This window comes from Cupriavidus sp. H18C2, from assembly GCF_049393795.1.
GTDB classification, from domain to species: domain Bacteria; phylum Pseudomonadota; class Gammaproteobacteria; order Burkholderiales; family Burkholderiaceae; genus Cupriavidus; species Cupriavidus pauculus_C.
Map to the genome: position 1 here is coordinate 232,649 of NZ_CP186012.1, position 23,515 is coordinate 256,163.

Here is a 23,515-nt window from a genome sequence, read left to right on the forward strand (position 1 = left end):
CCCTCGTTACGCCTTGAGCTTCCGATCCGCTGCCGCAGGCAGGAACTGATCCGTCCAGATATCCGCAGCGGTCATCGGCTGCTTGATGCCAAACGCGCCTACGGTTTCATCGACGGTCGCCTGCAGACGCGCCTGCGTGGCCGCTCCCCAGCCATCGCGCTGCGTATCGGGCGTGCGCATCGATCCATCGACGATCAGTTTCAGTCGCTCGTATTCCAGCGCCTGGTCGGCCAATGGCTCGCGCGCTTTCACTGCCGCAGCGCCTGCCTTTGGGTCCGCCATCGCCTCGATCCATCCGCGCGTGGATGCCTTGACGAACGCCTTCATCGCGTCCGGCTGCTCGGCCATGCTCTTGCGATTGGCGACGAGTCCGTTGCCATACGATTTCATGCCGTAGTCCGAGAAACGGAACACGGTCAGCTTCTCCGGACCCAGTCCGCGCGCTTTCAGGTTCAGCAGTCCCGTAAAGTAGAAGTACGCAGCCGCATCGAAATCGCCTTTCACAAAGCGCGTATCGCCGATATCGGGCGTGGCGTTCTCCCACTTGACCGATGCCGGGTCGAACCCCTGCGCCTTGGCGAATACGGGAAACAGCTTGCGCGACGCGTTGAACGGCTGGCCGAGAATGGTCTTGCCCGCGAGGTCGCCGGGCTTGACGATGCCGCCGCCCTTGCGAACGATCACCGCATTGGGATTCAGGTCGTACTGGATCGCCACGGCCTTGAGTGCGGCAGTGGGATTGGCGGCGTTGAATTCGATCATCGCTGCCAGGTCTGCGGACGCGCAGTCATAGGCGCCACCCGCCACCAGACTGATGGCCGATGCCGAGCCGTTACCCGTATCGATCACCACATCGAGGCCGGCGTCCTTGTAGTAGCCGCGCTGCAGCGCCAGCAGAAAGCCGGCGCCAGACGCTTCCACCTTCCAGCCGAGGTTGAACTTGAATTTCTGCAGCGAGCCCGAGGCACGGACGAAAGCCGGTGCGGCCAGCAGGGAAGAAAACGCGGTGGCGGCAGTGGCGCGCAGGAAGGTACGGCGTCGCATGGAAAGCACTCCGGAAACAGGCGTGGATATACGTGGCGAGCAATTTCCGGGCGGCATGAACTGCCGCTGAACGCTTCTACTCTCCGCACTGTATCCACGCAGGTTCTGTGCCAACGATTCGCTGGCGCCGCGCACCAGCCCTGCACCGCAATGCGGCACGATGCGCCACGACGGCGCAATCCGAGCGATCAGGCGATGGCCGTGGCTGGCAACGCTGCCGAAGCCGTCCACTGCGGCAGTGCCATACCGTCCATCAATACATCGACATGCCGATGTGCCAGCGCAGGCCCGACGCTCATGCAGATACCACTATGCATCAGCGCCACCGTTGTACGGTCGTCTATATGGGTGATGGAGAACGCGCCGCTGCCCGGCGTGTGACGCTTGGCGCCATACACACCCTGCCAGCGCCCCACCACACGCAGCTTGCTGCGCAGCGTATCGCGCGCCAGATCCAGCATGATGCCGTCGACGGATTCCGCATTGAACGGACGCGCATCCTGGCTGTAGTCGTGCGAATCGCCAATGATCCAGTGGCCATAAGACGTCGGGCTGACCAGCAGGTGGATGCCATGACGTTGTAGGTCGGAACGCTGTTGGTCGATCTGCGTGGCCAAGGCCTGTGCCGGCAATCGAAATATCAATGTCTCGATCGGGCCGTCGCGAGATAGACGGGAATGGCGGAGCTTGACGACGTAACTTGCTGCGTCTGCCGCCATGCGTGGCTTACGGCCTATGCCCCCATCCGGCCACTTGCGGCCTCTCAGTGTGACAATTCGATCGGCAGTTATGCGATTCGTTGTCGCCGCTCCAAAGCGCATTTCAGGCGTCTCGTGACAAGCACTCTCCTCTCTCATGCGGACACAGACCCATTCTTGAGTGGGGGAGACACGCCGGCGGCGATGCAGGAAAGTATGAGGGTCGTGCTTGACCCCATGACACCGTCCCAGCCCGCGAGCAACTTGCCGCGGGCTTTTTTTAGTCCGCTCGCGGCCCGCCAATGGAACTCAATGCAATCGCTTCGCCGCGGCTTTGCGCGGAACGCACGCTGCCGCGTTCTCACCCTTAAGTCTCGCTGAGCAGCAAGCCTAGCCGTTTCATTCTTGTGACAGGTCGCCGCACCCCCGTTGCCGCGAACACGCCTACCCATGCTGCAGGCCCGATGGGGCCCCGATGAGAGGCAAATATGAGAACGTCATTCCAGTCCAGCCGCACGTACATGAATCTGGAGCAGCCATCGGGATTCTTTACCAGCGCCTACTCGGCTCGCCCGGAAGTGGTGGTGAATTCGTTGTCTCGGGCAAAATGCCATCTTGATCAAGCCGCGTCAAAGGCAGCTTCAGATACTACAGTGGCAAAGAGCACCGCTATACCGCGAGCGCTTCCGACACGATGCGTTTCGTCGTGAGACTAATATTCAGTTGATCAAGCTCGTCCAATGCAAACCAACGACACGCTTTAATTTCATTGCATGGGCGCGGCTCGATCGACTTGCTTACAGCTGCGAGAAACACATGATGCACGGTCGTCGCGCCTAAAAACTGGGACATGAACACCAGTTTCTTGACCTTTAGTGCAGTCTCTTCCAGCATTTCCCGAGCGGCAGTGTCAGCCAGGACCTCCTTGGGATTGGGACGTCCTCCCGGGAGTGCCCAGCGCGTGCCGTCCTTCGACACTAGCAGGACACGACCGCCCCGAACACAAACAATGGTCGCTCTGATCTTTGGGCGCATGAGAATCCGTCTCGGACATTGTGCGCAGGAAGCGGCGGATTTTACCCCCTCCAAACGTCCGCCAATATTTCGAACGCTCGTCCGAACACACTAGGCAGAAAACAGTTCCCACGCTACGTAAGCAAGAGCCGGTATGAGCAGCAGTGCGGCCATCAGCCAGTAGTAGTTCGCGCCATGATGCGGTTGCCCGGGCCGCCCCCTACTGTGAAAGAGGTAATGGTCCATTACCAGTCTTCTCCTGATGTATTCGTTTTACCCCTAAGGCAGCGAGAAGCAAGCTTTTCGCTCCAAACGAACCGTCAATTCAACACTGAGCCTAATACGCCGTTCCTCGAGCATACTGCTGCGACACGAAGTCACCAAGTGAAAGCGGGCAGAATTGTCTCGCCGAAGTATGTGCTTGTGCGAGGACCGGCTGCCACGACGCCCCCTCCCTGTTAGGGGTCGGGCTCGCTTGCTACTGTACGGTACTCAGCCGGATGTTCGGAAACAACGCCGCCGTCTGGGCGAGATCGGCCATCAAATCAGCGTCCACGTCGATTAGCCAGGCGCCGTCGGCCAAGCACTGACGCGACTGTAGAAATCCAAGCCGCTGCAGGCTGCGCATGACCAGATCCTGCTCCATAGCATCCTCGGCAGATGACATCGATTCGAGCACAATTTGCATGAAAGTTGCATTGTCATTGTGTAGTGCGCTGTCTAAGCTCTCTGCCATTTAGGAGGTGTGAAGCCTTGGATGATAACCGGCTATCGCGCGCCCGACCGTGGCGCGATCAACTCGTCAGTGAGCGGACGACCACCTCTTTGACTCGCGGAATTCAGGAGTAGTCTAGGACCATATACCTCCTTCTACAGACATCGTTGTACGGTTTCCCTTCAGATGTAGGCACGGCGTGCGGTTTGTGGCGGAGCCATGTTTTTGAAGGGTCTCCGGTAAGGCGTTGGTGACTTGGCGGGGGAGGCCGAGTGGGCGCAAAGCGGCCGTTGAATTGTCTCCGTACTCGTCGGCTTCGTAGCCGACGTACGACATTTGAGTAAAAGCGTGGACATTAGATCACGTATTCTGGTTCGCTCTGTTTAAGGCGTAGGACGGTGCCGGTTACCGCGCAACGAGGTCTCTGATGCCAAAATGCGCCTCCCTTCGGCCCCGGGGAACCTGTTGGACTTGCTGACGCAGAAACGTCTTCTCGTCATCTGTGAAGGCGGGATATGCGTCTACTCGCCTTTGAAGCGAGGACGCCATCCTTCTCAATGCGCCTTCACCGAGGTGTCCTTGCTGCACTCACCCGACCAGCCGCATACGATGAACCCGTATTCATCCATGACACGATCGGGCAGCCGATCGTACTCGGGAGGGTAGGCTGCCAGTTCGGCATCGGTATTGAGAATGCGAGCGTCTTTGTAGTCGCCGCGCAGCTTGACGAGGTAGCAGCTAGCATGCGGAAGCGGCACCGCTCCGGCCAGCGCATCCACCGAGGCAACGACAACCGGCTCGACGCCTTCCTCGCGCAGCGCATTCTCCATGAGCCGGTCGAAGTTCGTGGTCAGGATAACCTTCATGTAGCCGTCGCGAATGTAGCGGGTCGCCGCTACCAGGCGAGCTGGCTCTGCTCGCGTCGCTACCAGCCAGTCAGAAGAAAAAAACCGCGTCAGTGACGCGGTTTAAGGGATCAGATCGAAGCGGTCTTCCAGCAACGAATGCTGACGAAGTGGCGGCGTATGCGCAACCCCTCCATGGTGCGGAGTAGCAAAAAAACCGCACACGTTAGGGACGCGTGCGGCGGCGAAGGTAGGGTGCCCCAACAGGAGCACGGCTTCCAGCATAGGTGATCGGCACATGTTGTCAAACCACCGCCGGGGCGATTTCTCTTTAGCCCGCACCCATTGTGATAAGAAGGCTTATCGCAATAGAGACACTTTCGGAAGGCCGAAAGCCGCCCTGTGAGGCGGCCTACTTTGACCGGTATTCCACGCCAAACCGCTCGCACAGTCCGGCCAACCGCTTGTCGAGCGTCCAAAGCCGCGCCTGCGGCGTCAGCAGGGCCGAAGCGAGCAGCATCACGTCCACCAGACCGCATCCGGCGCCATATAGCCGTTCTTGCTCCACAAACGCCATCGCCTCCGGAAGCGTGGCCTGGTTCGCCTGCTGGAGCAGGCCGACGCTAGCCAGCGTGCGGCTTCTCGGCTCCGGAGGCGTGCCGCAAGCGAGTTCGAGCAGCACCATCGGGTGCGACAGGACACGATCCGACTCCAGCAAGGCGACGAGCGCCGTGTTGCTGCGCTTGAAGTGGGAGACCCACACCGATGTGTCAACCAGCACCATCATAGCGACGGCGCCCGGCGAGGAATCTCCTGCATGTCGGGCTGCGCGCCACCCAGTGCGGCCAGCCGTTTAGCGGCTTGGACACGCACGAACGTTTTGATGGCCTCCCGAAACAGGTCCGTCCGGTCCATGGACGTGTCGGCCAACTCAAGGGCTTGCTCGTAGAGCGAATCTTCTATTGTGACGGTAGTGCGCATATCACTGCTCCAAAAATGATGCGATTTCGCATTAATTTTAGCATCAACCGTGCGATTACGGAAGCTGATCCGTGCCGGGCGCCGCCATGTTGTAGTCGCGTTGAATCAGCGCCAGCCAAGGTCGGAGAGAGCTACGTAGCCGCGTTGAAATCTAAGTGGCACGTACGTACGTAAGCGACGGCCTGCTGATTACAGGCCAAAACCCTGCATCGTCGGCTTCTGCAGCCGAGCGACTCCTCAAGAAACTAAGCGCAGAGAAGTTAAATCTGAGCGCCTTTTTGTGAAGCTGCGCGAGCAAATGAGCGGCGGGGCAGCGATTGTCCGTCCCGCCCGGCGGCAGTTCTAGGCATGCGCCATACGTCATCTAAATTCACCTTCATGGGCCCCTTGTGGGATCTGGCTGAAGACAAACACTGATGATGCCGTGCCAATAGGCTTTCAGGCGCTGGGCGAACAGTTCGAGAGCAGGAATCCGGCTCTGGCTTGCCTGTTCACACCGCTGCTCCCAAGCGTTCTGCGCCCATCCCGGGCGGCGGTAGAACCACAGTCGCTTGAGCTCGTCTCTCAGGATGTAGACCGTCAGCAACGGCTGATTGGCCTGCAGCACCTCGTTCAGATGCACGGCTTGAGGGTCACTCATGGTGTGGTGGCGCCCGCTGGCTGCCGCGTGGAGGCGGTGATCGACGACCTGGTGGCGCGCACGCCCGGGGCCGTGGCGGCGGTTCGCGCGCGACTTCCGGCGGAGTTTCCAATGCATGTGGCCGATTCCATCCTCAACGGCCTGCAAGAAGCCGCCGACAAGCTGGCCGGTTAGCACAAGAGGATCAGCAAATTGGCGGAGGCCAACATCCTTAGGCTCAGGTGCCGCATCGCCTTGCCATTAGCACGCAGAAGCATCCGAACGTACAGGGCCAACCCCGCTCAATCGATGGCCCGCTCCTCCCTCCGCGCAGCTAACTCCCAGTCGGTGGGCCCAGCGTTGCCGCGCCCCTCGCCGGGATGGTGCCCTTGCGCCGACGCCCGGTAGGAAGGTCTCATTTGGGGTGACGCTCGAACCTGATCTGCATGGCATTGGGACACCTGGATTTCATGCTCGTCAGGTGTCCCATCGGGAAAGAACTCTTTTACGGGCGACCCGGGAAGATTCCCTGTGTGCAGATCACGTAGTACAGGCCGGTCGGCTCTAGCGCCCGGAGATCCGGCAGCCGGAAATTGGTGACGCCATCGCCGCCGAATTTGACCCCCAGCAGCGCAAACAGTGCCTGGTTGTTCTGAATGCTCAGGACGCGCCCGTCGGCACGCACCCCACCAGCCGCGAAGCTTGCGGCGGAGAGCCATACCGTGGCCATCGTGCAGTCGCCGCTGACGCCATCGCCCACGGAGGGTTCGTTATTGCCCAACCCGGGAACCGTGCCGGCCGGCCCTGTGGCGCCGGTTGCGCCTGTGGAGCCCGTCGCGCCCGTCGCACCCGTTGCACCCGTTGCACCCGTTGCACCCGTTGCACCCGTTGCACCCGTTGCACCCGTTGCACCCGTTGCACCCGTTGCACCCGTTGCACCGGTCGCGCCCGTTGCGCCTGTCGCGCCATTTAAACCGGTGGCGCCCGTGGCGCCGGTCGGCCCAGTCGCACCGGTTGCGCCGTTGGAACCCGTATTGCCCTGAGCCCCCGTTGCGCCGGTCGGACCCTGCGGACCCGTCGCTCCGGTCGAACCGTCCACACCGTTCGCGCCCGCAGCACCAGTTGCGCCCGTTGCACCCGTCACGCCAGTAGCGCCAGTAGCACCCGTTGCGCCAGTGGGGCCAACCGGCCCCACCCTGCCCTGCGCTACATCGCTCGATAGCGCTGCCAATGTCAAATTGGTCAGCTTGAGCTTTGATGCGATCTCTTCCAGGCGATCGTCGTAGTTATCGCCGTTGCGGGGATTGAACTTCTGGTTCAACAGGTTCAGAGAATCGGCGTCGACACCCAGCGACGACAGGCGCTGCTTAACCTGCGTGATGGCCAGAGCAAGCTTGTCGCTGGCGGCTGCGGCGGAGACCGTCGAGAAGCTCGCGAAGAATGCTGCGGTATCGGCATTGCCGGTCGCGGCCGCGACCACCAGCTCGGTGATCGGCGTGACATTGGTGGTGCCGGCGCTTTCGATGTACGAATGCAACACTTCGCCTGCGGCTGTAGTTACGCGCAACACACACGGCAGAGCCAGATTTGCAGTGGAAGTGCTCCAACTGCCGTCCGTCCCAGTGGTGACCGTTGTCTGACCGCTGACGCATTTGACCGTCAGCGCCGCGTTGGTGATGGGCGCACCCGTGGCTGCAGTGCCCGAAATAGTGGCTGCCGGCAGTGCCGTCGGAGTGCTGGCGTTTGTTCCTGAGTCGTCGCCACCACCGCAGCTGGCAAGAAGTACCGACGTGGCGATCGAAAGGGCGGCAGCCCATTGCTGTTTTTTCATTTTTCCCGTTCCCGTGAGAGTGGAGGATTTCTGAGGATTTGGCCTCCGGAGCGGTATGCGCGGCCGCTGCTCGTGGCGGCCAGCATGTTAGCGATGACTGGATCAAACGGGGCATTGCATTTTCACCCCCCCTCGGAGGGGCAGACAGGCCGCGCACATGATTCGCGAACGACCAGCAAAGCGGGTATGCTTTGCCCGGATTTTTGCCACTCGGAGTCTCACGTGCCCCGCATTTGCCTAAACATGATCGTCAAGGACGAAGCTCCAGTGATCGAGCGCTGTCTGGCGAGCGTGAAACCGTGGATCGACCATTGGGTCATCGTGGACACGGGGTCAAGCGACGGCACGCAGGACACGATCCGCCAGTTCATGGCAGACCTGCCGGGCACCCTGCATGAGCGGCCGTGGTGCGACTTCGCGCACAACCGCAACGAGGCCATGGCGCTCGCCCGCACGGCCATGGAAGGTGCGGACGACTACCTGTTGTGTATCGACGCCGACGAGACGCTGCGCATGGACGTCGATTTCGCATGGCCCGATCTGCAGGCCGACGGCTACCAGTTCCGCTGCGAGCTTGACGGCTGGCACTACTTGCGCAACGCATTGGTACGCGCGCGCCAGCCATGGCGTTGGGAGGGCGTGCTGCACGAATTCCTAACGCAGGACAGAGCGCACCGTTGGGATGTGCTACCTCATGCCACCATTGTCGTATCGCGCGACGGCGCACGCGCGCGTGATCCGCACACGTATCTGCGCGACATCGAGGTGTTGGAGAAGGCCGTCCGCGAGGCGCCCCGCAATACACGCTACCGATTCTATCTGGCGCAAAGTTGTCGCGATGCGGGTATGTTTGACGAGGCCATCCGCCATTATGAGGCACGCACCGCGATGGGCGGCTGGGAAGAGGAAGTCTGGTTCGCCCGCTATCAGATCGGCGCGCTGCGCGAACGCCGCGGCGACGCCCCGGCCGTAGTGCAGGCGACCTATCTCGATGCCTACCAGCTGCGACCCACGCGCGCGGAGCCGCTCTGCGCGCTGGCCCGTTACCACCGGCTGCGGGGCGAATTCGCGCTTGCGCACCTGTTCGCGCAGCAGGCCGCCGCCATGCCGCGTCCAGCCGACACGCTGTTTATCGACGATTCCGTCTACACCTGGCGGGCAATCGATGAACTCGTCGTTAGCGCCTATTACGTTAGCGCCATCGAGCAAGGCCGCCTGGCGTTGCAGCGGCTGCTCGAAGAGCGGCAGTTTCCCGAAAGCGAACGAGCCCGCATTGAGGCCAACTGCCAGTACTTTGGCATCTAGCGCAATGCGCGTGTTAGGGCGAAATACTGGATCGAACGCTCCTCTAGAAGCCGCAGCACACGCGTAGCGGTATCCACATCCTTTTGAGAATATCGCCAAGCAGCCTCACTCTTAGCGCTGACGTAGCCTTCTCAAGGCGCTCCGCAACCTGCTTACCCTCGCGAGTTAGCTTTATAAGCTTGACCCGCCGGTCGTCGATATTACTGGAAGGTCAAGTTTCTAAGGGTGTAGGCGTCCATAGGGCTGTACGCCCATGCATCCACAGTCTTTCTCACTGCCTGCAACAGAGCCGCATTGTTAGGTGCAACCTGCCCCGTCGGCAAGAGCATATTGTTCTCAAAGCCGATTCGTGCGTGCCCGCCTAAAAGCACGGATGCTGCTGCGCAATCGGCTTCCAGGTTCCCGAATGCACACACCGCCCACTGCGTCGCAGTCTTGTCCATTCCCGTTGCCTTCCAAGCAGCCAGAAACGGCAGCAGATCAGAAGGGGATGAGGTTTGGCCCACAGAATAGCGGCCAAGCACGAAGAGCACCCAGTGCCCATCCTTCGGAATATGACCATCTTTGCGAAGCTCGGCGTATCGGTTGACGTCATCCGCATCGTACAAGATGTACTGAGCAACTACCCCTTCACTACGCATCCATTGGAAGAATTCGCCAGCCGTATTTCTGCCGCTCTCGTCGACCTGCACGAGTTCCCTGATTGCAACGGACGCCGCTTCCGGCCTCAACGTCTTGATCGTCGCAATTTGCTGCGACGGTTTATAAACCCCAACGGCCTCCGTTGTGAGCTGAATCACAAGCCGATCGCCCACCGCCTTCCGGATCGCAGCAACCGCGGCTTCGTAGTGTGATACTTCCAGACTATGCGTGAAATCCGCCTTCCTCACGTGCAGATGGATCATTGCTGCGCCAATGTCCAGGCACTCCTGGGCACACCGCGCAAGCTCCGACGGAGTGATGGGCAACTGCGGATGGTCCAGGTGCGTCTTTCGCGCGCCATTCGGCGCTACCGCCAAGGCATACTGACAACGTTTCGTCGAGTTAGTCATGGGTGTTCATCTCACCTCAAAGGACGCATTCAAAGTGGCAGTACAGCATTGACAGACATCACAAATCGTTCGACGATTTGCTCGATATTGTCCTCGGTACTGATGAAGGGCGGAGCAAAGAGAACGTGGTCGCCACGAATCCCGTCGACCGTCCCGCCCATGGGGTAGATGAGCAGACCATTCTGCATCGCTGTCGACTTCAGCTTGGCGTGAAGCTTGAGCGCGGGGTCGAGGGTTTCTTTCGTCGCGCGATCAGCCACAAACTCGACGCCGACAAACAGACCCCGACCGCGGACATCTCCGATATTCGGGTGAGCACCCAACACTTCACGCAATCGAGCACGCAGTTGCTTGCCACGGGCCTGTACATTCTGCAAGAGCCGCTCTTCAACAATCGTTCTTTGCACAGCGAGTGCTGCAGCGCAGGCTGTGGCGTGCCCGATATATGTGTGGCCGTGCTGAAAGAATCCGCTCCCTTGAACAATTGCGTTGTAGATCCGGCCAGAGGACAGCATAGCCCCAATCGGCTGGTAGCCTGCACCCAAACCCTTGGCAATTGTCACGATATCGGGGACGGCGCCATCCTCTTCGCAAGCGAACATATAGCCAGTACGCCCCATGCCCGACATCACTTCGTCCAGGATCAGGAGTACACCGTATTTATCGCATACCGCGCGAATCTTCTGGAAGTAGCCCCCGACAGGCGCAACCGCGCCGGCGGTCGCTCCAACCACGGTCTCCGCAACGAAAGCCGCGACGGTCTCCGATCCCAACTCCAGGATCTTAGCTTCCAGCTCGTCGGCTAGACGCTGCGCATACTGTTCGGCGGATTCATCTGCTCGCTGATCCCGATAGGCATAGCATGGCGCCACGTGATGCGACGGTACCAACAACGGCAGAAACGGCTCACGGCGCCATGCGTTACCGCCGATAGCAAGGGCTCCCAGAGTATTCCCATGGTAGCTCTGCCGACGAGCGATGAAATGCCGGCGCTCGGGCTGTCCGATCTCTACAAAGTACTGTCGCGCCAGTTTCAAAGCAGCTTCGACCGCTTCCGATCCGCCCGAGACGAAATAGACGTGATTTAGATCGCCTGGCGCTGCTTCAGCGAGGGTCTCGGCCAGAGTCTCCGACACCTCGGTAGTAAAGAAGGACGTGTGCGCGTAGGCGATGTTATCCACCTGCTGCTTGATCGCGCCGATCACGCGCGGATGCCCGTGTCCCAAGCACGAAACCGCTGCGCCACCCGAGGCGTCGATGTAACGCTTGCCCTTATTGTCGATAAGCTCAACGCCTTGTCCGGCTACCGCAATGGGGAGAGACTGCCGCGGATTGCGATGGAATACCTTGGTCATAGTTTTATATTTGGGATCGGACGAAAAACCTGCTCCGCACCAGGGAGAGATCGAAGGGCTCTGAGAGGGAACACCTTCGATGTGCAAAGTATAAGTAAGCAACTGGCAATTTGCAACGTTTGTTGCTCGCAGGCAGTTTGTTGATACGCGCAGATCATTTACAAGGGCGGCTTGTGGATCAAGAAAGCCTGCAAACTGACTTTGCTTGTGCAACAATCGTTACATGCCAAGGCAAGATGAGCTAGAACATGAAAGAAGCGACCACCATCGAACCGCCGAACAACCTAGAGGAGTTGCTGAGCCAGATGAGGGAGCAGTTCCCCAGTCTCAGCACTCAGTTTCAAAGCGGCGCGAGGTATTTACTCGATCACCCCCAGGAAATCCCTCTGCTGTCGATGCGCAAGATCGCAGCCGATGCCGGCGTTCAACCTGCCACTTTGGTGCGACTTGCCCAGCATCTTGGTTTTGAGGGCTGGCAGGCACTCCGCCAACTATTCGTGGATTCCGTACGTGGGGGCCCACAACCTTATGCAAAGCGCGCTCGGAAGGTTGTGCAAGGTAGCAGCGCAAGCCGCATGCTGGCGGAAATGCTCGATACCCAACATCGAAACCTAGATGTCACGCGAGATACCAACTCCGCGGCAATGTCGAAAGCGGTCGAACTCCTGAGCACTGCTGCCAACGTGCATGTTGCCGGCTTCAGATCATGCTTTCCCATCGCCTTCACGTTGCACTATGTTTACCGGCTTTTTAGGCCGACCGTGCATCTGATACGCGGCGACGCCGGGACTTTGGAGATGGAATTGCGGGCGTTGACCGGAAAAGATACGGTAGTCGTCACGAGCTTCGCGCCATATAGTGCAGAAATCGTGCGCGTCGCGGACGCTGCGCGCGATGCAGGCTGCAGCGTCGTCGCGCTCACTGACAGCACAGTAGCGCCCATCGCGCTGCGAGCTGACTGCACGCTACTCTTCTCGAATGACAGCCCATCCTTCTTCCCATCAATAGCCGCAGGCGTTGCTTTGGCGGAGGCGCTCGTGGAGCAATTGCTGGCCAAGAAAGGAAAGGGCGCCATCAAGGCGCTTGAGCATACGGAAGGCCAGCTAAATCAGACAGGCGCGTATGTCCAAAACGGGCGCCGTTAGCTGTTCTGAGTTGGCCGTTGTCGGCCTCGGGCAGCCGACAACGGCAAATGTATCCGAGAAAGACCAGACTTTTTTTTGGCCTGGTCTGTCCAGACGCTTTATTCGAAGGCCTCGTCGTTGGGTTGTTCGTAAGCCTTCTTGACCGCCCCGCTCATCGGGAAATCGAAACTAATGTTTTTCGGCGGAACTGGTTTGTTGAACCACTTATCGTACATAGCGTTGATCTCACCGCTTTTCATCAGCGCGGTGATCGTTGAGTCGACGACCTTTTTGAACTCCGGGTCTTCCTTCCGCATCATGAATCCGTAGGCTTCGTACGACTGGGGAGTGCCGACGACGGTCCAGTCCGAAGGATTCGGAGCGAGCGTCTTGGCTCCTGACAGCAGGACGTCATCCATCATGAAGGCCGCTACTCGGCCGGACTGGAGAATCAAGAACGATTCGCCATAGTCCTTCGCGCTCTGAACTGTGATATTCGACTTCTTCTCGTCATTGAGCCTGCGAAGGATGCGCTCCGACGTCGTCCCCGCGTTGGTGACGACCGTCTTTCCCGCCAAATCCGAGAAGTCTCGGACCGGGCTATCTTTCTTGACCAAAAGTCGCGTCCCAGCGACGAAAAATGTCGTCGAAAATGCCACTTGCTGCTGACGCGACTTGAGGTTTGTAGTAACGCCGCACTCCAAATCAACGGTTCCATTCTGCACCAGCGAAATCCGATTCTGCGACGTCACTGGAATCATTCGCACCTGCAACGTGGAAACACCCGCTTCTTTCTTGACCGCCGCAATCACTCTGTCGCAGATGTCTTGAGAGAATCCGACGACCTTCTGATTGGCATCGTAGTAAGAAAAAGGGATCGACGAAGTCCTATGCCCAATGGAGATCGCTCCGGACTCCTTGATGCGAGATAGTGTAGGACTCTTCGACACGTCCGCTGCGGACACAGCAGGCGAGCACACAGCCACCACGACGATGGCGACTGCGGCGAGAGCTTGAGTTCTCATGGTTGACTCCTAGGTAGCACTGTAGATAGACCGCATTGCACTCATGCTAAGGCATGTGCAACATATGTTCTATCATGGATAACCATGAAACATATAAATCGCACCGAAACGGGTTGGCGACCGTGACGAGGTGGAGAGCACCACCTATCTCTTCACGCTTCTGGTGCAGGGTGGCTACTACTCGATGCTACCGGCGCTGGCACACCAGCGCAAAGCGTTTCCAGGCTTGATCGTTCGAACGAACTGCATAGCCTTGGGCTAGCGCGGGAGTTGTGCTTGATCACGCGACCGTTGCGGTCGCTTTTACCCAGCGCGCAGCGGCTGCTGGAGATTCAGAGTGACACCCTCGCGGGGCAGGAAATGCGAGAGGGGTCCCATTGCGGGCGGCTCTCCGGCCGCCCTATGTGGCAGCGCGATTAACTTGCGTCTCGGAGAACACCTGATCGACCACGTGGCCAAGGGGGAGAGACCGGATGGCCCCTAGCGCGACACTACAGTCGGCCATTTGACGCTGATGACAAGCGCTCGCTATAGGCGAACGCAGAATGTGCGTCCGCAATCAGGGAATCCAGGTTGGGTCCTGTCCCGAGGATTGGCTTGGCTGCTTGGCGCAACATGGTTTCCCAGTGTTCGGCCACAAGTCGCGCCGTTAGCGAAATCCAAGACATAGCTGCCTCCCGATCTATACCGAAATGGCTGGCTGCGCTCGAAAGCCGTTCCACGCTGGCTCGTGCGAGTCCATCCGCACCAGTCGCCATAGAGAGCACAGGAGCGTCAGCACCGCCGGGCTGCCGGGCCGACATTACTGGCGTGATATCGAATGCCGGTGCAAGGCGCCAGCTGCGTTTGACACCGCCTTCGTGGATGAGGCCATGATTCAAAGGGTGATCATCCGTATTGCCCACCAGCGCGTTGAAAACCATCCGTCGCCATAGTTCTTCCAACTGTCTGGCCAGGTCGTCACGGCCCTTCGCCCAAACCCGCAAGGCATCACCAAAATTGCGATAAGACCGCCGCGGATCGCCACGCACCGCATCCAAAGGCAGCCGGAGGACCGTATGAGCGCTCGCGAACAACCGGCGCTGAGGCCGATACGGGTCGCCCCGGCGATCGAATCGCTCTACGAGCAAGACTTGATGGGAACCAAAGGTGGGCAATACCACTGGGGCGACATCAAGGCCCGCCATTTGCGCCAGTCGCATCGCGACGAATTCCCGAGCCGGCATAGCCGAGCGGTCACCACGATCCTGCATTTTGGCAAGCCAGAGCCGTCCATCGTGCACCAGTGTCGCCTTTGGCCGCTCTCCACCCGCGCTCGTATCTAGGTCAGCGTTAAGTCGCCGTAGCGCGCGACTTGCAGGATCTGCCGCATCCAACTCTTCCGCCAGGTATTGAAGCTCTTCCAAACCTTTCGGCTTCCACGCAAGCTTGCGTTCGATCTCTGTGCATACCTCAATCGCACCGACACCATCAGGCACCCCCCGCTCGAGCAATTCGAAAGGTGTGAGCTCCTTTCCAGCATGAGCCATCAGACGGTCCGCACCGTAGCCGGCCGGCTTTGCGTCGCGAATTACCCCCGGAAGGCCGTCCGCAGCGGCTATTGCAATCCCGCGAGCATTGCGCACAAGCCGAAGTTCAACCGGGTCAAGCGGAAGCGCGTCGTCCCGAGAAAGATAATCGAGGGAATAAACAAAGCGCGGCGTGCCTTCCAGAGTGAGGTCTGCCGCATGAGTCGGGCTGTCCTCTCCGGGGAGCCATGCCCAAACCGGAACGCCGTTCATCTCCGACGGCCCAGTTGCCGTTCGGCAAAGGCAACCGCTTCAGGATCGTCTTTTGGATCGAGCAAGTGCTCCAGTTGGTCCAGCAGTTGAAGCCCCTGCATCACCTTCAGAAAGTTGCCCATCGACACACCATCCGCACCATCTTCCAACGACCGGAGCGTCGACGGAGACACGTCGGCGAAGGCGGCCAATTGTTCTTGAGTCATTTCGCGGAGCCTGCGCGCGACGATCAGCCGCTGCCCCAACCGCTCAAGGGCTGCCTTGACTAGGACAGGGGTGTGTTTGGGCGTGCGACGTGGAGGAATCGAAGGCATGACGGGAAGATAGGCAAAAATCGCCATAATGTCAACGAAAAATGGCGAACAAACAATGCCGCTATGTCGGAACTGCGCTGTGGGAGCTGGGGCGGCGAAGTGGAGGCGACAGTGTTCGAGAGGCTATGAGTGCAGAATTCAGCACCTAGCGCTACTACCTCCGTCGGGCATTGGATCCGGCCGCCAGGTGCTATCACTGCTGCCCACCTCTGGCGCTGCCGGCGATGATCTCTTCGGTTGGCGCCTTACTGTTTGCTAGCCAGCATCGCCCGCAGTGAGGTCATACGCCGCATCCAGGTAACCTTGCTTGCCGGGTTTCTGAGGCCGACCACCTAGCATGGACGAAATCCTTCAGATCCTCGACCTGTTTGTCCTTGATGGCTTTCGCATGGATGTTGATGTGCCATGCATCCCTGTCGGCCTGTGTCGCAGTGAAATGATCCTCGATGTAGGGCTAAGCCTCCGGTTGCCGGGGCGCCACGGTCGGAACGCCTTCCTAGTCCAAGCGTTTCCCGAGGACGTGGGCCTGCTTAGCGTCGTGCAACGCAAGCAATCGCTCCTCGTATGCAACCTGCTGGGTCGTATCATGCAGCGCGGCATCATGCGATATCGAGACAGTACCGGTTCCCGATTCCGAATCGCCGATTGGTAAGCCCACACGATTTCCCAGGAGAGCGTGTTCTTTGCTCCTGGACTTGCGTCGATGGCGCCTCGCACACCCTGCCTCGTGAAAGGGCCAGTCTTGTAGTGGTGTGGACGTTCGCCGTTGGCACCCGGGCAAGATCGATTAGCATGGCTTGCCGCTGTCCCTCGAACTCCCGGCGTATCAACCAGAATGGCCCGTGGCCGCCACAAAGCGCAGAATTCCCGCCTGCCGTGCCCGCCCTCCTGTGTCATTTGGATTATTGATGCCATCCATGACCGGCACCTCGTCGAAGTCGAACGGACTGACGCCGTCCAAGCAGGCTACGTTCACCCCAAGCAAGTTTGGGTCTGATCGCCGTTGCAGGTGCGTGTGAATGCCGCAGCAAGAACAGAAGAAATGCTGGGCCGCTCCCGTGTTGAAGCGGTAGCTGCTTAACGCCTCATGGCCACGAAGTACCTTAAGGTCACTAGACTTCGCCGCGACGACCACAGCCCCTCGCATCCGGCAGTATGAACAGTTGCAGCGGCGAACCGAATCGAATCCTTCTGTGAGTGTTACCTCGAAACGCACTGCCCCACAATGGCATTGCCCGCTTCGCTTGCCTGTATCGGTCGTCATACTGAAGATCCTCCACCTCTAGATGTCTACCAGCCACCGCGGCGACATAGTTACCGACGGGTGAACGGTCCGCCGCAAAGAAAACGGAAAGCAGGATATCCAATCCTATGCGCGATCGACAAACCAGAAAAAGTGGGGCTTGGGATCAGAAACTCTCTCCCGACCGGGAACCGAGCGCCGCAGGTGCCCACGCGCGTCCAGCGCTTGTTGCCCCAACTGCTCGGCATGAACTGACAAGGACAACGGAGCAGACGGCAATTCGACCTGCCCCGCCGGACACATCAGTTCACCAGCTCGACTCTAGCAGCAAGGCGAAGACGCTCCGCCGCTTGGACTGCGCTATCGCCAATCTGAGTCCATTCCCAATCGGAATGCCACCACGCAATGAACGAAGCGGCCTCGGCGACACTGTCAGCCTTCACAACCGCGGTGACATTGGCAGAGACGGATTCCCACCACTCTTTACCTTCCGTATCTCTGGCGAGCGGGTCAATCGCCTCCCGATATATCGCCTTGATCTGCTCAAGCGTCAGTTCCATGGCTCACCTATTTGCGTTATCGACCGAAAAATGATGACAGGTAGTTTACTGCGCCATCCTCCACAGCAACGCCGTTGAGGCGCCGCATGTGTGAAAGATATCCCTGCAGGGAAGCATTCGTGGTTTCCGACCGGTAAAGCTTCGCCCTGGCCACCATGTCCTCGCAGTTCGCACACAGCGAGTCGCCGTTTGGCATGACCCACCCTTCAGCGATCTTGCGATTACAGCAGGCACAAGTACGCCGGGCACTGACAGGCGGCAGGACAGGTTTCCCGGTGCGGGGACTGGGTATGCGCAGGTCAAAGCGAGTTAGTGGGGCCATGTGCTAGTCGAAGCGTTCTTGTCGGTCCCATTGTACTTGCCGCGCCACGAGGTCAAGGTTTCATGCACGCTTGATACTCCCGCTGCCCTTTGCACCTGCGGCGGCCATTTTTCATGGATGCAGCGTTGTATATTCACACGGTCGCCGCTGTGCCCGTGCCGGCTCCGTCGGATCGCGTACGCTTGGCCAACCCGGACGGCGCGATGGCGGCCAGCCAGTCGGACATCTGGCTCGCACAACCCGCTATCATGATGTTGTGAACATGCTGAGCGGTGACTCCCGGCTCCCACCGAAATGAATCGCGGTCTTACAAGGAAAACAGTCGAGGTGTATGAGTAGGAAACAAGTTGCAGCCCTGGCCCCAGGGCGATACTGGGCCGTTCCTCACGCGCCCTTTCCGCTGGACGGTCCAAACGGACATGACGAAGTATTTCCGGGCGCTGAATGCATCAGCGACGGACTTTGGGTGACTTTCGTTCGCAACGGTGAAGAAGTATGGGCATGCAACGCGACGTATGCTTCGGCCCATTTCGATTGCGAACCGATGCCGTCGGCTACGCCCGCCGACGGCAGCTAGGCCCGAAACGCCCTGCCTCACTAGTACGGAACTTTTTTATTTCGCCAATTACATACTCCGTATGCCTCAAGCAAACCCGTCCGCCGCCAAGCAAAACTCGGTCGGCAACCCATTTCCGGCTTCGGGGGATGAAGCCTCGCAGCGCGACAAGAGCGATGCAATCCTTTGGATTCGCACAGCCATGGCACGCCATGGCATTACGCTGGCTCAGCTTGAAGCCATAGGTTGTTTTGAGTCGAGCACAGCTCGCCATGCAATGCATGGACCAGCGAAATACAAAGACGCTCAGGGCCATTGCTGGGACGGAATAGGCGAACTTCCAGAGTGGCTGCAACGAGCCGTATGCGCAGGGCAATCCATCGATCATTTTAAGATTGCCTAGCCATAGGAAGACAGTTTCAACCAGCCGTGTTCGCGTCCATGATTCGCTGCGGGAAGGTTTTTGTTATAGGATGGTTCTCATCCACATTATTTTTCGGAGTTCTTTCATGGCAACCTACAAGCAGCTGATGGCGGAAAAAGCCGCTTTGGAGGCAAAGCTCAGCGAAGCCCGAGCGGAAGAAGTGGCTGGTGTCATCGCGAAAATCCAAGAGCTTATGGCCGACTACGGCCTAAGTGTCGAGGATATTGCTGGTAAGCGCCGACGTGGCCGTCCGGCAAAGAACGGCTCCAGTACTGCGCCGAAGACTCCGCTGCCGCCGAAGTACATGGATCCGAAGACCGGCAACACGTGGTCCGGTCGGGGACGCGCGCCTGCTTGGCTTGGCAAGAATCCCAAGCGTTTTCTGATTGCCGAGGAAGCTGCCTGACAAGCGTGTAGTGCTGATGTTGATGCCCTGAAGGCATTTTCCTGGGCATGAGTTGTTAGGATTGCAAGCTGTTACGATGAGCTGCGGCTTGCGAAATCGCTTTTTCGAGATTGCGGATGTGCAGTGAATGGCATCTGCAACCGTTCGCTGCTACACTCCGCCTCCGTCGAAAATCCCTTTCCACGGAGAAACTCTAAATGGCCGTAACGAAGACCGCAGCAACCACACAAGCACGCACGCCCAAGAAAGCAGCTATCCCGGCAAAGAAGGCCAGCGTCCTGGCTCGCGAAGTGAAGGCTGCACAAAAGCAATTGGACAAGCTGCGCGCAGATCTGGCAAAGCAAGCCGCTGCTGGTAAGAAGGCCGTCGTTAAGGCACGCGCCGAACTGCAAAAGCTAAAGGAATCGGCTCGCGCGGCAGTGGCAGCCGAAAAGGCTGCCGCCAAGGCAACGGCGTCGGGCAGGTCCAAGCCCGCGAAGAAGCCCGCAGCGAAGAAGGCAACCGCCACGGCGACGTCCAAGACGGTAAAAGCCCCGAGCGCTGCCAAGACCCCGAAGGCAACGCCCGAGAAAACCCCTCGGTCCACTGCCGTCGCCAAGCCGGCACAGCCCGCCCAGCCTAAGACGGCCAAGAAGTCGGCACCGACCACTCGTCGTACAAAGGCGTCCCTCGCAGCAGCGTCGGACGCCGTAGCGGTCTAATTTGCGCCCTGGTTAGTCGCCCCGCGACGCCTTGCTGCTAAGAGGCGATTGCGGGGAATTCAGGTCTCTCTCCCGACGCAGATCGCCGGGGCGTGTTTCTAGCGATTCAATATGCGCAGGGCATAAAGGCCACCTGCCTCCACGCTTGCTGGACGATTCTCCGCAGACTCTCCGCATTCCTCCCAACGCATCACCCGCAACCCTTGAAAAGTACGCCGCACGCTGTCGCGCAACCTTGGTTACCTCATCCGAATTGGTACTTTGACGACCATTTCGACGATGTCCAGGTGGCATTAGCTTGTGTCGAACCTAACCGGCGATTCTTGCGGGGCGGCACAGTATTTTCCTTCCCGCAGCGTTGGCAAAGCACTCTATCGACGAGTCGGTAATGGGCGATCCGCCACGTTGGGTTGTGGCTGCACATTGAGGCCTCTGTGTCCATGCCTCCGCGTTTCAGCTTCGCAAGACACGAACGACACGCTGTCTCCCGGCCAAAAATGGGGATTTGTGATGGGGGTTGGACAGAGCAAGCGCCCCACGATAGATATGCACTACAGTTCTGGTCGAGTGGAAGGCTTGGCGGTCAGACCGGTGGCCTCGGGCGACCGCCCCAGACCCGCACCGATCGGGTAGGCCAGCGGCTGCGCATAGTAGAGTGGCGGCCGTCAGGCCGCAGGCGCAGCCGGCAGCCTCGACAGGCTGGCCGGAACGGCTTGGGCATCGGCGTTCATGCCTGCCCGGCGCGGCGCGCCGACGAGCGCGACAAGGCGGCCCAATCCAGATGGCCTTCGCCGTGCGCGAGGCTTTCGATATGGGTGTCGCGCAGCGCGCTGGCCAGCGGCAGCGGCACGTGGACCTGCTCTGCGGCTTCCAGCGCCAGACGCACGTCCTTGAGTCCGAGCGACAGCTTGAATCCGGCCGGCTCGAAGCGTTCGTCGGCGATGGCCTGCCCGTAGCCCTTATAGACCGGCGCGGCGAACACCGTAGACGTGACCAGTTGCAGAAATCCGGCCTTGTCCACGCCATGCCCCTGCGCCAGCGCCACGGCTTCGCCCATCGTGCCGATGGCGCTCGCGATCATGAAGTTCACTGTCAGCTTGGCGGCATTGGCTTGTTCGGGCCGCTCGCCCATGTGCCATGTCTTCTGGCCGAGCACGTCGAACAGCGGCTGCACGGCGGCCAGCGCCCGCGCCTCGCCGGCGGCCAGGATGTTGAGTTGTCCTGCCTCGGCCACGTTGACCCGGCCGAGCACCGGCGCGGCGACGTAGCCCACGCCTTGCACCCGGTGCCGCGCCGCCAGTTCTTCGGCCAGTGCAACCGATACCGTTGCCATGTTGACGTGGATCGCACCGGGCTTGAGCACGGCCAGCGCCCCCGCGTCCAGCACGGCGGCGCGCGTGGCAGCATCGTCGGCGAGCATCGAAATCAGCACGTCGGCATCATCGGCTGCCTCGTCGGGCGTTGCCGCGATCTGCGCGCCGAGCGTGGCCAGCTTTGCTGCCGGTGCCGGAGAGCGGTTCCAGCCGCGCACCGCATAGCCGGCGTTGACCAGGTTGGCGGCCATCGGCAGCCCCATCGTGCCAAGACCGAGGAAAGCGATCTTCATGCATCTGCTCCTTGATCAAATGGAATCGTTCGTTTCCTAAATTGGTAAAAAAGTCAGGTCAGTACCTTGAGTGCCGTATCGACGACGGCCTGCATCTGAGCGCGGCTGCTCCCGGTCTTGCCGACCACACGCATGCCTTGCGTCAGGCACAACAACATCCGTGCGCAGACTTCGGCATCGACGTGTGTCGCGATCGAGCCATCTGCCTGCCCCTGGCGGATCAGGTCGGCCAGCATGGACTCGTTGCGAGCCAGCGCGGCAGCGATGTGGTCGGCCACGGGCTTGTCGAACGTCGAAAGCGCCACCGTGCTGCTGACGACGAGGCAGCCTTGGCGGCCTGTCGCTCCTTGGGCTGATTCCGCATAGAAGGTCAACGCAGCGCGCAGCCGTTGCCGGCCTGTGCCGCCATCGCCGATGGCCTGTCGCAGTTTCTCCGTCCGCAGGGCGCGGTAACGGTCGAAAGACGCTAGGAACAGCGACCGCTTGTCCTTGAACGCCTTGTAGAGACTGCCTTGTGCCAGCCGCATGGCGCGGGTAAGGTCGGTGATCGACGCGCCGGCGTAGCCGCGTTCGCTGAACACGCGCACGGCCTGGTCGAGCGCTTTGTCGGCATCGAACTCGCGTGGACGGCCCCTGCTGCGGGGGAATGATGCGGCTGAGGGTTGTGTGGGCATGCCGGATACAACATATATTGGAAATGCTTGATTCCAAATATAGCACCTCCCCGCCTGTTTGGTCGAGCGGCAACCACCAGCCAAGGTGGATGCCACACTGGAACGCTCTCGCTGGATAGCTGGGTGAAGACGCCTCGTTGCCTACCGGTTTCCCAAAACACGCCGCCGCCGCGCGCTGTTGCCGCAAGATGCTGCCCCAGCCGCTGTTCGATCACCGGCCGCCACGGCACCGCCTGAGGCCCATGCCGTCATCGAGCATGGCGTAGCGCCCGCTGGCAAGCATGACGAAGGGCCGGTAGATGCCGGCCGCCGACCGTGACACACCTCCGCGAGGTTAAGCACGCCGCAGTTCGATCTTCGATCGGCACTTCAAGCGGCTGTAATTTGTACAGCCCCAGAAGGGTCGACGTTGGTGACCGGCTTCATCAGCCCTCCACATCGCGCGCAACTGGGTCGCCAATACTCACCCTCAGTAGCAATTTTCAATACGGCCTTGCGGTAGACGTCGAGCATCCGAAGACGATTGACCATATCCTGGCCGTCGATGGTTATGATGCGTGCGGCGGCGGCTTCCGCGATCGCAGATCGAGCGAACGAACATCGCGCCGAGAAGCGAACGAACGGGCTCCACGTCCACCTGGAAGGCCGGCCAAGGCATTAGGTTCACGGCAATGCGCCTGGGCGACATGCAACTATTCTGCACGGTCGCTTAGGGGTGGGCGACGCCTTTCGGCTGTGAATTCAACCGGTCAACGCAACGGTCTGATGGAATCGTTCTGCAGGTGTGTCGAAGACGTGCAGCAACGCCGCCGACAGCGGCGACCCGAGGAAGCTCGCCAGCGGAATCGACACCATGAACGTAGCAACAATCCGCGCACGATAGGTCGACGGAAACCAGTAGGTCAGGTACAGGATAACGCCCGGGAAGAATCCTGCTTCCGCTGCGCCCAGCAGGAAGCGCACTGTATAGAACGACGTCTCGCCCGACACGAAAGCCATGGCACCCGACAGCATACCCCACGAGATCATGATTCGAGCGATCCAGCGACGCGCCCCCACCTTCTGCAGCGCCAGGTTGCTCGGCACCTCGCACAGGAAATAGGACACGAAGAAGATGCTGCCACCGAGTCCATAGACGGCGGCATTGAATCCCAGGTCCTTGTTCATCTCCAGCGCCGCGAAGCCTAGATTGACCCGGTCCAACAGATTGAAGAAGTAGCAGACCATCAGGAAGGGAACGATGCGCCAGGCAACCTTCCTGATCGTATCGGCTTCCAGATTGGGCTCTTGGCGTTCGGCTACTGCGGTGTACAACGTATT

Annotated in this window: 22 protein-coding genes and 3 pseudogenes; 5 read left to right on the plus strand and 20 right to left on the minus strand. The window is 59.8% G+C overall.

The window, feature by feature from the left end; genetic code table 11:
• Window positions 1-6 precede the first annotated feature (6 nt).
• From EPAKOI_RS26425 to EPAKOI_RS26465, 9 genes and pseudogenes are all read right to left on the minus strand, one after another.
• A complete protein-coding gene (locus EPAKOI_RS26425; RefSeq protein WP_423194639.1) occupies window positions 7-1,275 on the minus strand; it encodes an ABC transporter substrate-binding protein in 1,269 nt (422 codons plus the stop codon).
• A complete protein-coding gene (locus EPAKOI_RS26430; RefSeq protein WP_423194640.1) occupies window positions 1,233-1,661 on the minus strand; it encodes a hypothetical protein in 429 nt (142 codons plus the stop codon). Before EPAKOI_RS26430 ends, EPAKOI_RS26425 begins: the two co-directional genes overlap by 43 nt.
• 750 nt (window positions 1,662-2,411) lie before the next feature.
• Window positions 2,412-2,777 carry an NUDIX hydrolase gene (locus EPAKOI_RS26435; protein WP_423194641.1) on the minus strand — a complete coding sequence of 122 codons (366 nt, stop codon included), beginning with the start codon at window positions 2,775-2,777 and terminating at the stop codon, window positions 2,412-2,414.
• A 457-nt stretch (window positions 2,778-3,234) separates the two neighbouring features.
• Entirely contained in the window at window positions 3,235-3,444 is a 210-nt protein-coding gene (locus EPAKOI_RS26440; RefSeq protein ID WP_423194642.1) for a hypothetical protein, read from the minus strand.
• A gap of 581 nt (window positions 3,445-4,025) precedes the next feature.
• The gene (locus EPAKOI_RS26445; protein ID WP_423194643.1) at window positions 4,026-4,337 is read right to left on the minus strand and encodes an SIR2 family protein; all 312 of its coding nucleotides are present in this window, start codon (window positions 4,335-4,337) and stop codon (window positions 4,026-4,028) included.
• Between the two features lie 391 nt (window positions 4,338-4,728).
• Complete coding sequence (locus EPAKOI_RS26450; RefSeq protein WP_423194644.1) at window positions 4,729-5,103, minus strand: type II toxin-antitoxin system VapC family toxin; 375 nt, start codon at window positions 5,101-5,103, stop codon at window positions 4,729-4,731.
• A complete protein-coding gene (locus EPAKOI_RS26455) occupies window positions 5,100-5,297 on the minus strand; it encodes a type II toxin-antitoxin system VapB family antitoxin (RefSeq protein ID WP_124686989.1) in 198 nt (65 codons plus the stop codon). Before EPAKOI_RS26455 ends, EPAKOI_RS26450 begins: the two co-directional genes overlap by 4 nt.
• 397 nt (window positions 5,298-5,694) lie before the next feature.
• Window positions 5,695-6,054: pseudogene (locus tag EPAKOI_RS26460) on the minus strand (DesA/ISL3 alpha bundle tail domain-containing protein); the annotation flags it as partial.
• A 367-nt stretch (window positions 6,055-6,421) separates the two neighbouring features.
• Window positions 6,422-7,747: a tail fiber protein gene (locus tag EPAKOI_RS26465; RefSeq protein ID WP_423194645.1), complete on the minus strand. Its 1,326-nt coding sequence runs from the start codon at window positions 7,745-7,747 to the stop codon at window positions 6,422-6,424.
• A gap of 243 nt (window positions 7,748-7,990) precedes the next feature.
• Between EPAKOI_RS26465 and EPAKOI_RS26470 the strand changes: the two genes are divergently transcribed.
• Window positions 7,991-9,052 (plus strand): tetratricopeptide repeat-containing glycosyltransferase, encoded by a 1,062-nt coding sequence (locus EPAKOI_RS26470; RefSeq protein ID WP_253700435.1) that lies wholly within the window; start codon window positions 7,991-7,993, stop codon window positions 9,050-9,052.
• Window positions 9,053-9,252: 200 nt separating this feature from the next.
• Here EPAKOI_RS26470 and EPAKOI_RS26475 read toward each other — a convergent pair whose 3' ends face one another.
• Window positions 9,253-10,104, minus strand: coding sequence for a 3-keto-5-aminohexanoate cleavage protein (locus EPAKOI_RS26475; protein ID WP_423194646.1), 852 nt, complete (start codon window positions 10,102-10,104; stop codon window positions 9,253-9,255).
• A gap of 29 nt (window positions 10,105-10,133) precedes the next feature.
• Complete coding sequence (locus tag EPAKOI_RS26480; protein ID WP_423194647.1) at window positions 10,134-11,459, minus strand: aspartate aminotransferase family protein; 1,326 nt, start codon at window positions 11,457-11,459, stop codon at window positions 10,134-10,136.
• Window positions 11,460-11,707: 248 nt separating this feature from the next.
• On the opposite strand from EPAKOI_RS26480, the gene EPAKOI_RS26485 reads away from it, so the two are divergent.
• Entirely contained in the window at window positions 11,708-12,604 is an 897-nt protein-coding gene (locus EPAKOI_RS26485; protein WP_124686993.1) for a MurR/RpiR family transcriptional regulator, read from the plus strand.
• 98 nt (window positions 12,605-12,702) lie between these two features.
• On the opposite strand, the gene EPAKOI_RS26490 is transcribed toward EPAKOI_RS26485, so the two are convergent.
• The 3 genes from EPAKOI_RS26490 to EPAKOI_RS26500 all read right to left on the minus strand — a co-directional run bounded on the left by EPAKOI_RS26490 (window position 12,703) and on the right by EPAKOI_RS26500 (window position 15,730).
• On the minus strand, window positions 12,703-13,608 hold the full coding sequence (locus tag EPAKOI_RS26490) for a glutamate/aspartate ABC transporter substrate-binding protein (protein ID WP_423194648.1): 906 nt from the start codon (window positions 13,606-13,608) through the stop codon (window positions 12,703-12,705).
• A 491-nt stretch (window positions 13,609-14,099) separates the two neighbouring features.
• The gene (locus tag EPAKOI_RS26495) at window positions 14,100-15,389 is read right to left on the minus strand and encodes a type II toxin-antitoxin system HipA family toxin (RefSeq protein ID WP_423194649.1); all 1,290 of its coding nucleotides are present in this window, start codon (window positions 15,387-15,389) and stop codon (window positions 14,100-14,102) included.
• Window positions 15,386-15,730: a helix-turn-helix domain-containing protein gene (locus EPAKOI_RS26500; RefSeq protein WP_423194650.1), complete on the minus strand. Its 345-nt coding sequence runs from the start codon at window positions 15,728-15,730 to the stop codon at window positions 15,386-15,388. The genes EPAKOI_RS26495 and EPAKOI_RS26500 overlap by 4 nt, the downstream gene beginning before the upstream one ends.
• Before the next feature lie 310 nt (window positions 15,731-16,040).
• On the opposite strand from EPAKOI_RS26500, the gene EPAKOI_RS26505 reads away from it, so the two are divergent.
• Window positions 16,041-16,355: a hypothetical protein gene (locus EPAKOI_RS26505; protein ID WP_423194651.1), complete on the plus strand. Its 315-nt coding sequence runs from the start codon at window positions 16,041-16,043 to the stop codon at window positions 16,353-16,355.
• Window positions 16,356-16,529: 174 nt separating this feature from the next.
• On the opposite strand, the gene EPAKOI_RS26510 is transcribed toward EPAKOI_RS26505, so the two are convergent.
• Together EPAKOI_RS26510 and EPAKOI_RS26515 are read right to left on the minus strand one after the other, a co-directional pair.
• The gene (locus EPAKOI_RS26510) at window positions 16,530-16,967 is read right to left on the minus strand and encodes a GFA family protein (protein ID WP_423194652.1); all 438 of its coding nucleotides are present in this window, start codon (window positions 16,965-16,967) and stop codon (window positions 16,530-16,532) included.
• 281 nt (window positions 16,968-17,248) lie between these two features.
• Complete coding sequence (locus EPAKOI_RS26515) at window positions 17,249-17,506, minus strand: hypothetical protein (protein ID WP_423194653.1); 258 nt, start codon at window positions 17,504-17,506, stop codon at window positions 17,249-17,251.
• A 1,387-nt stretch (window positions 17,507-18,893) separates the two neighbouring features.
• Between EPAKOI_RS26515 and EPAKOI_RS26520 the strand changes: the two genes are divergently transcribed.
• A complete protein-coding gene (locus EPAKOI_RS26520; RefSeq protein WP_423194654.1) occupies window positions 18,894-19,214 on the plus strand; it encodes an H-NS histone family protein in 321 nt (106 codons plus the stop codon).
• A 197-nt stretch (window positions 19,215-19,411) separates the two neighbouring features.
• The gene (locus EPAKOI_RS26525; protein WP_423194655.1) at window positions 19,412-19,915 is read left to right on the plus strand and encodes a fumarate hydratase; all 504 of its coding nucleotides are present in this window, start codon (window positions 19,412-19,414) and stop codon (window positions 19,913-19,915) included.
• A gap of 727 nt (window positions 19,916-20,642) precedes the next feature.
• Here EPAKOI_RS26525 and EPAKOI_RS26530 read toward each other — a convergent pair.
• The 4 genes and pseudogenes from EPAKOI_RS26530 to EPAKOI_RS26545 form a co-directional block, all read right to left on the minus strand.
• Window positions 20,643-21,521: an NAD(P)-dependent oxidoreductase gene (locus EPAKOI_RS26530; RefSeq protein WP_124687002.1), complete on the minus strand. Its 879-nt coding sequence runs from the start codon at window positions 21,519-21,521 to the stop codon at window positions 20,643-20,645.
• A gap of 53 nt (window positions 21,522-21,574) precedes the next feature.
• The gene (locus EPAKOI_RS26535; RefSeq protein WP_124687003.1) at window positions 21,575-22,195 is read right to left on the minus strand and encodes a TetR/AcrR family transcriptional regulator; all 621 of its coding nucleotides are present in this window, start codon (window positions 22,193-22,195) and stop codon (window positions 21,575-21,577) included.
• Between the two features lie 131 nt (window positions 22,196-22,326).
• Window positions 22,327-22,502: pseudogene (locus EPAKOI_RS26540) on the minus strand (DUF3363 domain-containing protein); the annotation flags it as partial.
• A gap of 485 nt (window positions 22,503-22,987) precedes the next feature.
• Window positions 22,988-23,509 (minus strand): annotated as a pseudogene (locus tag EPAKOI_RS26545) (MFS transporter); the annotation flags it as partial.
• Window positions 23,510-23,515 lie beyond the last annotated feature (6 nt).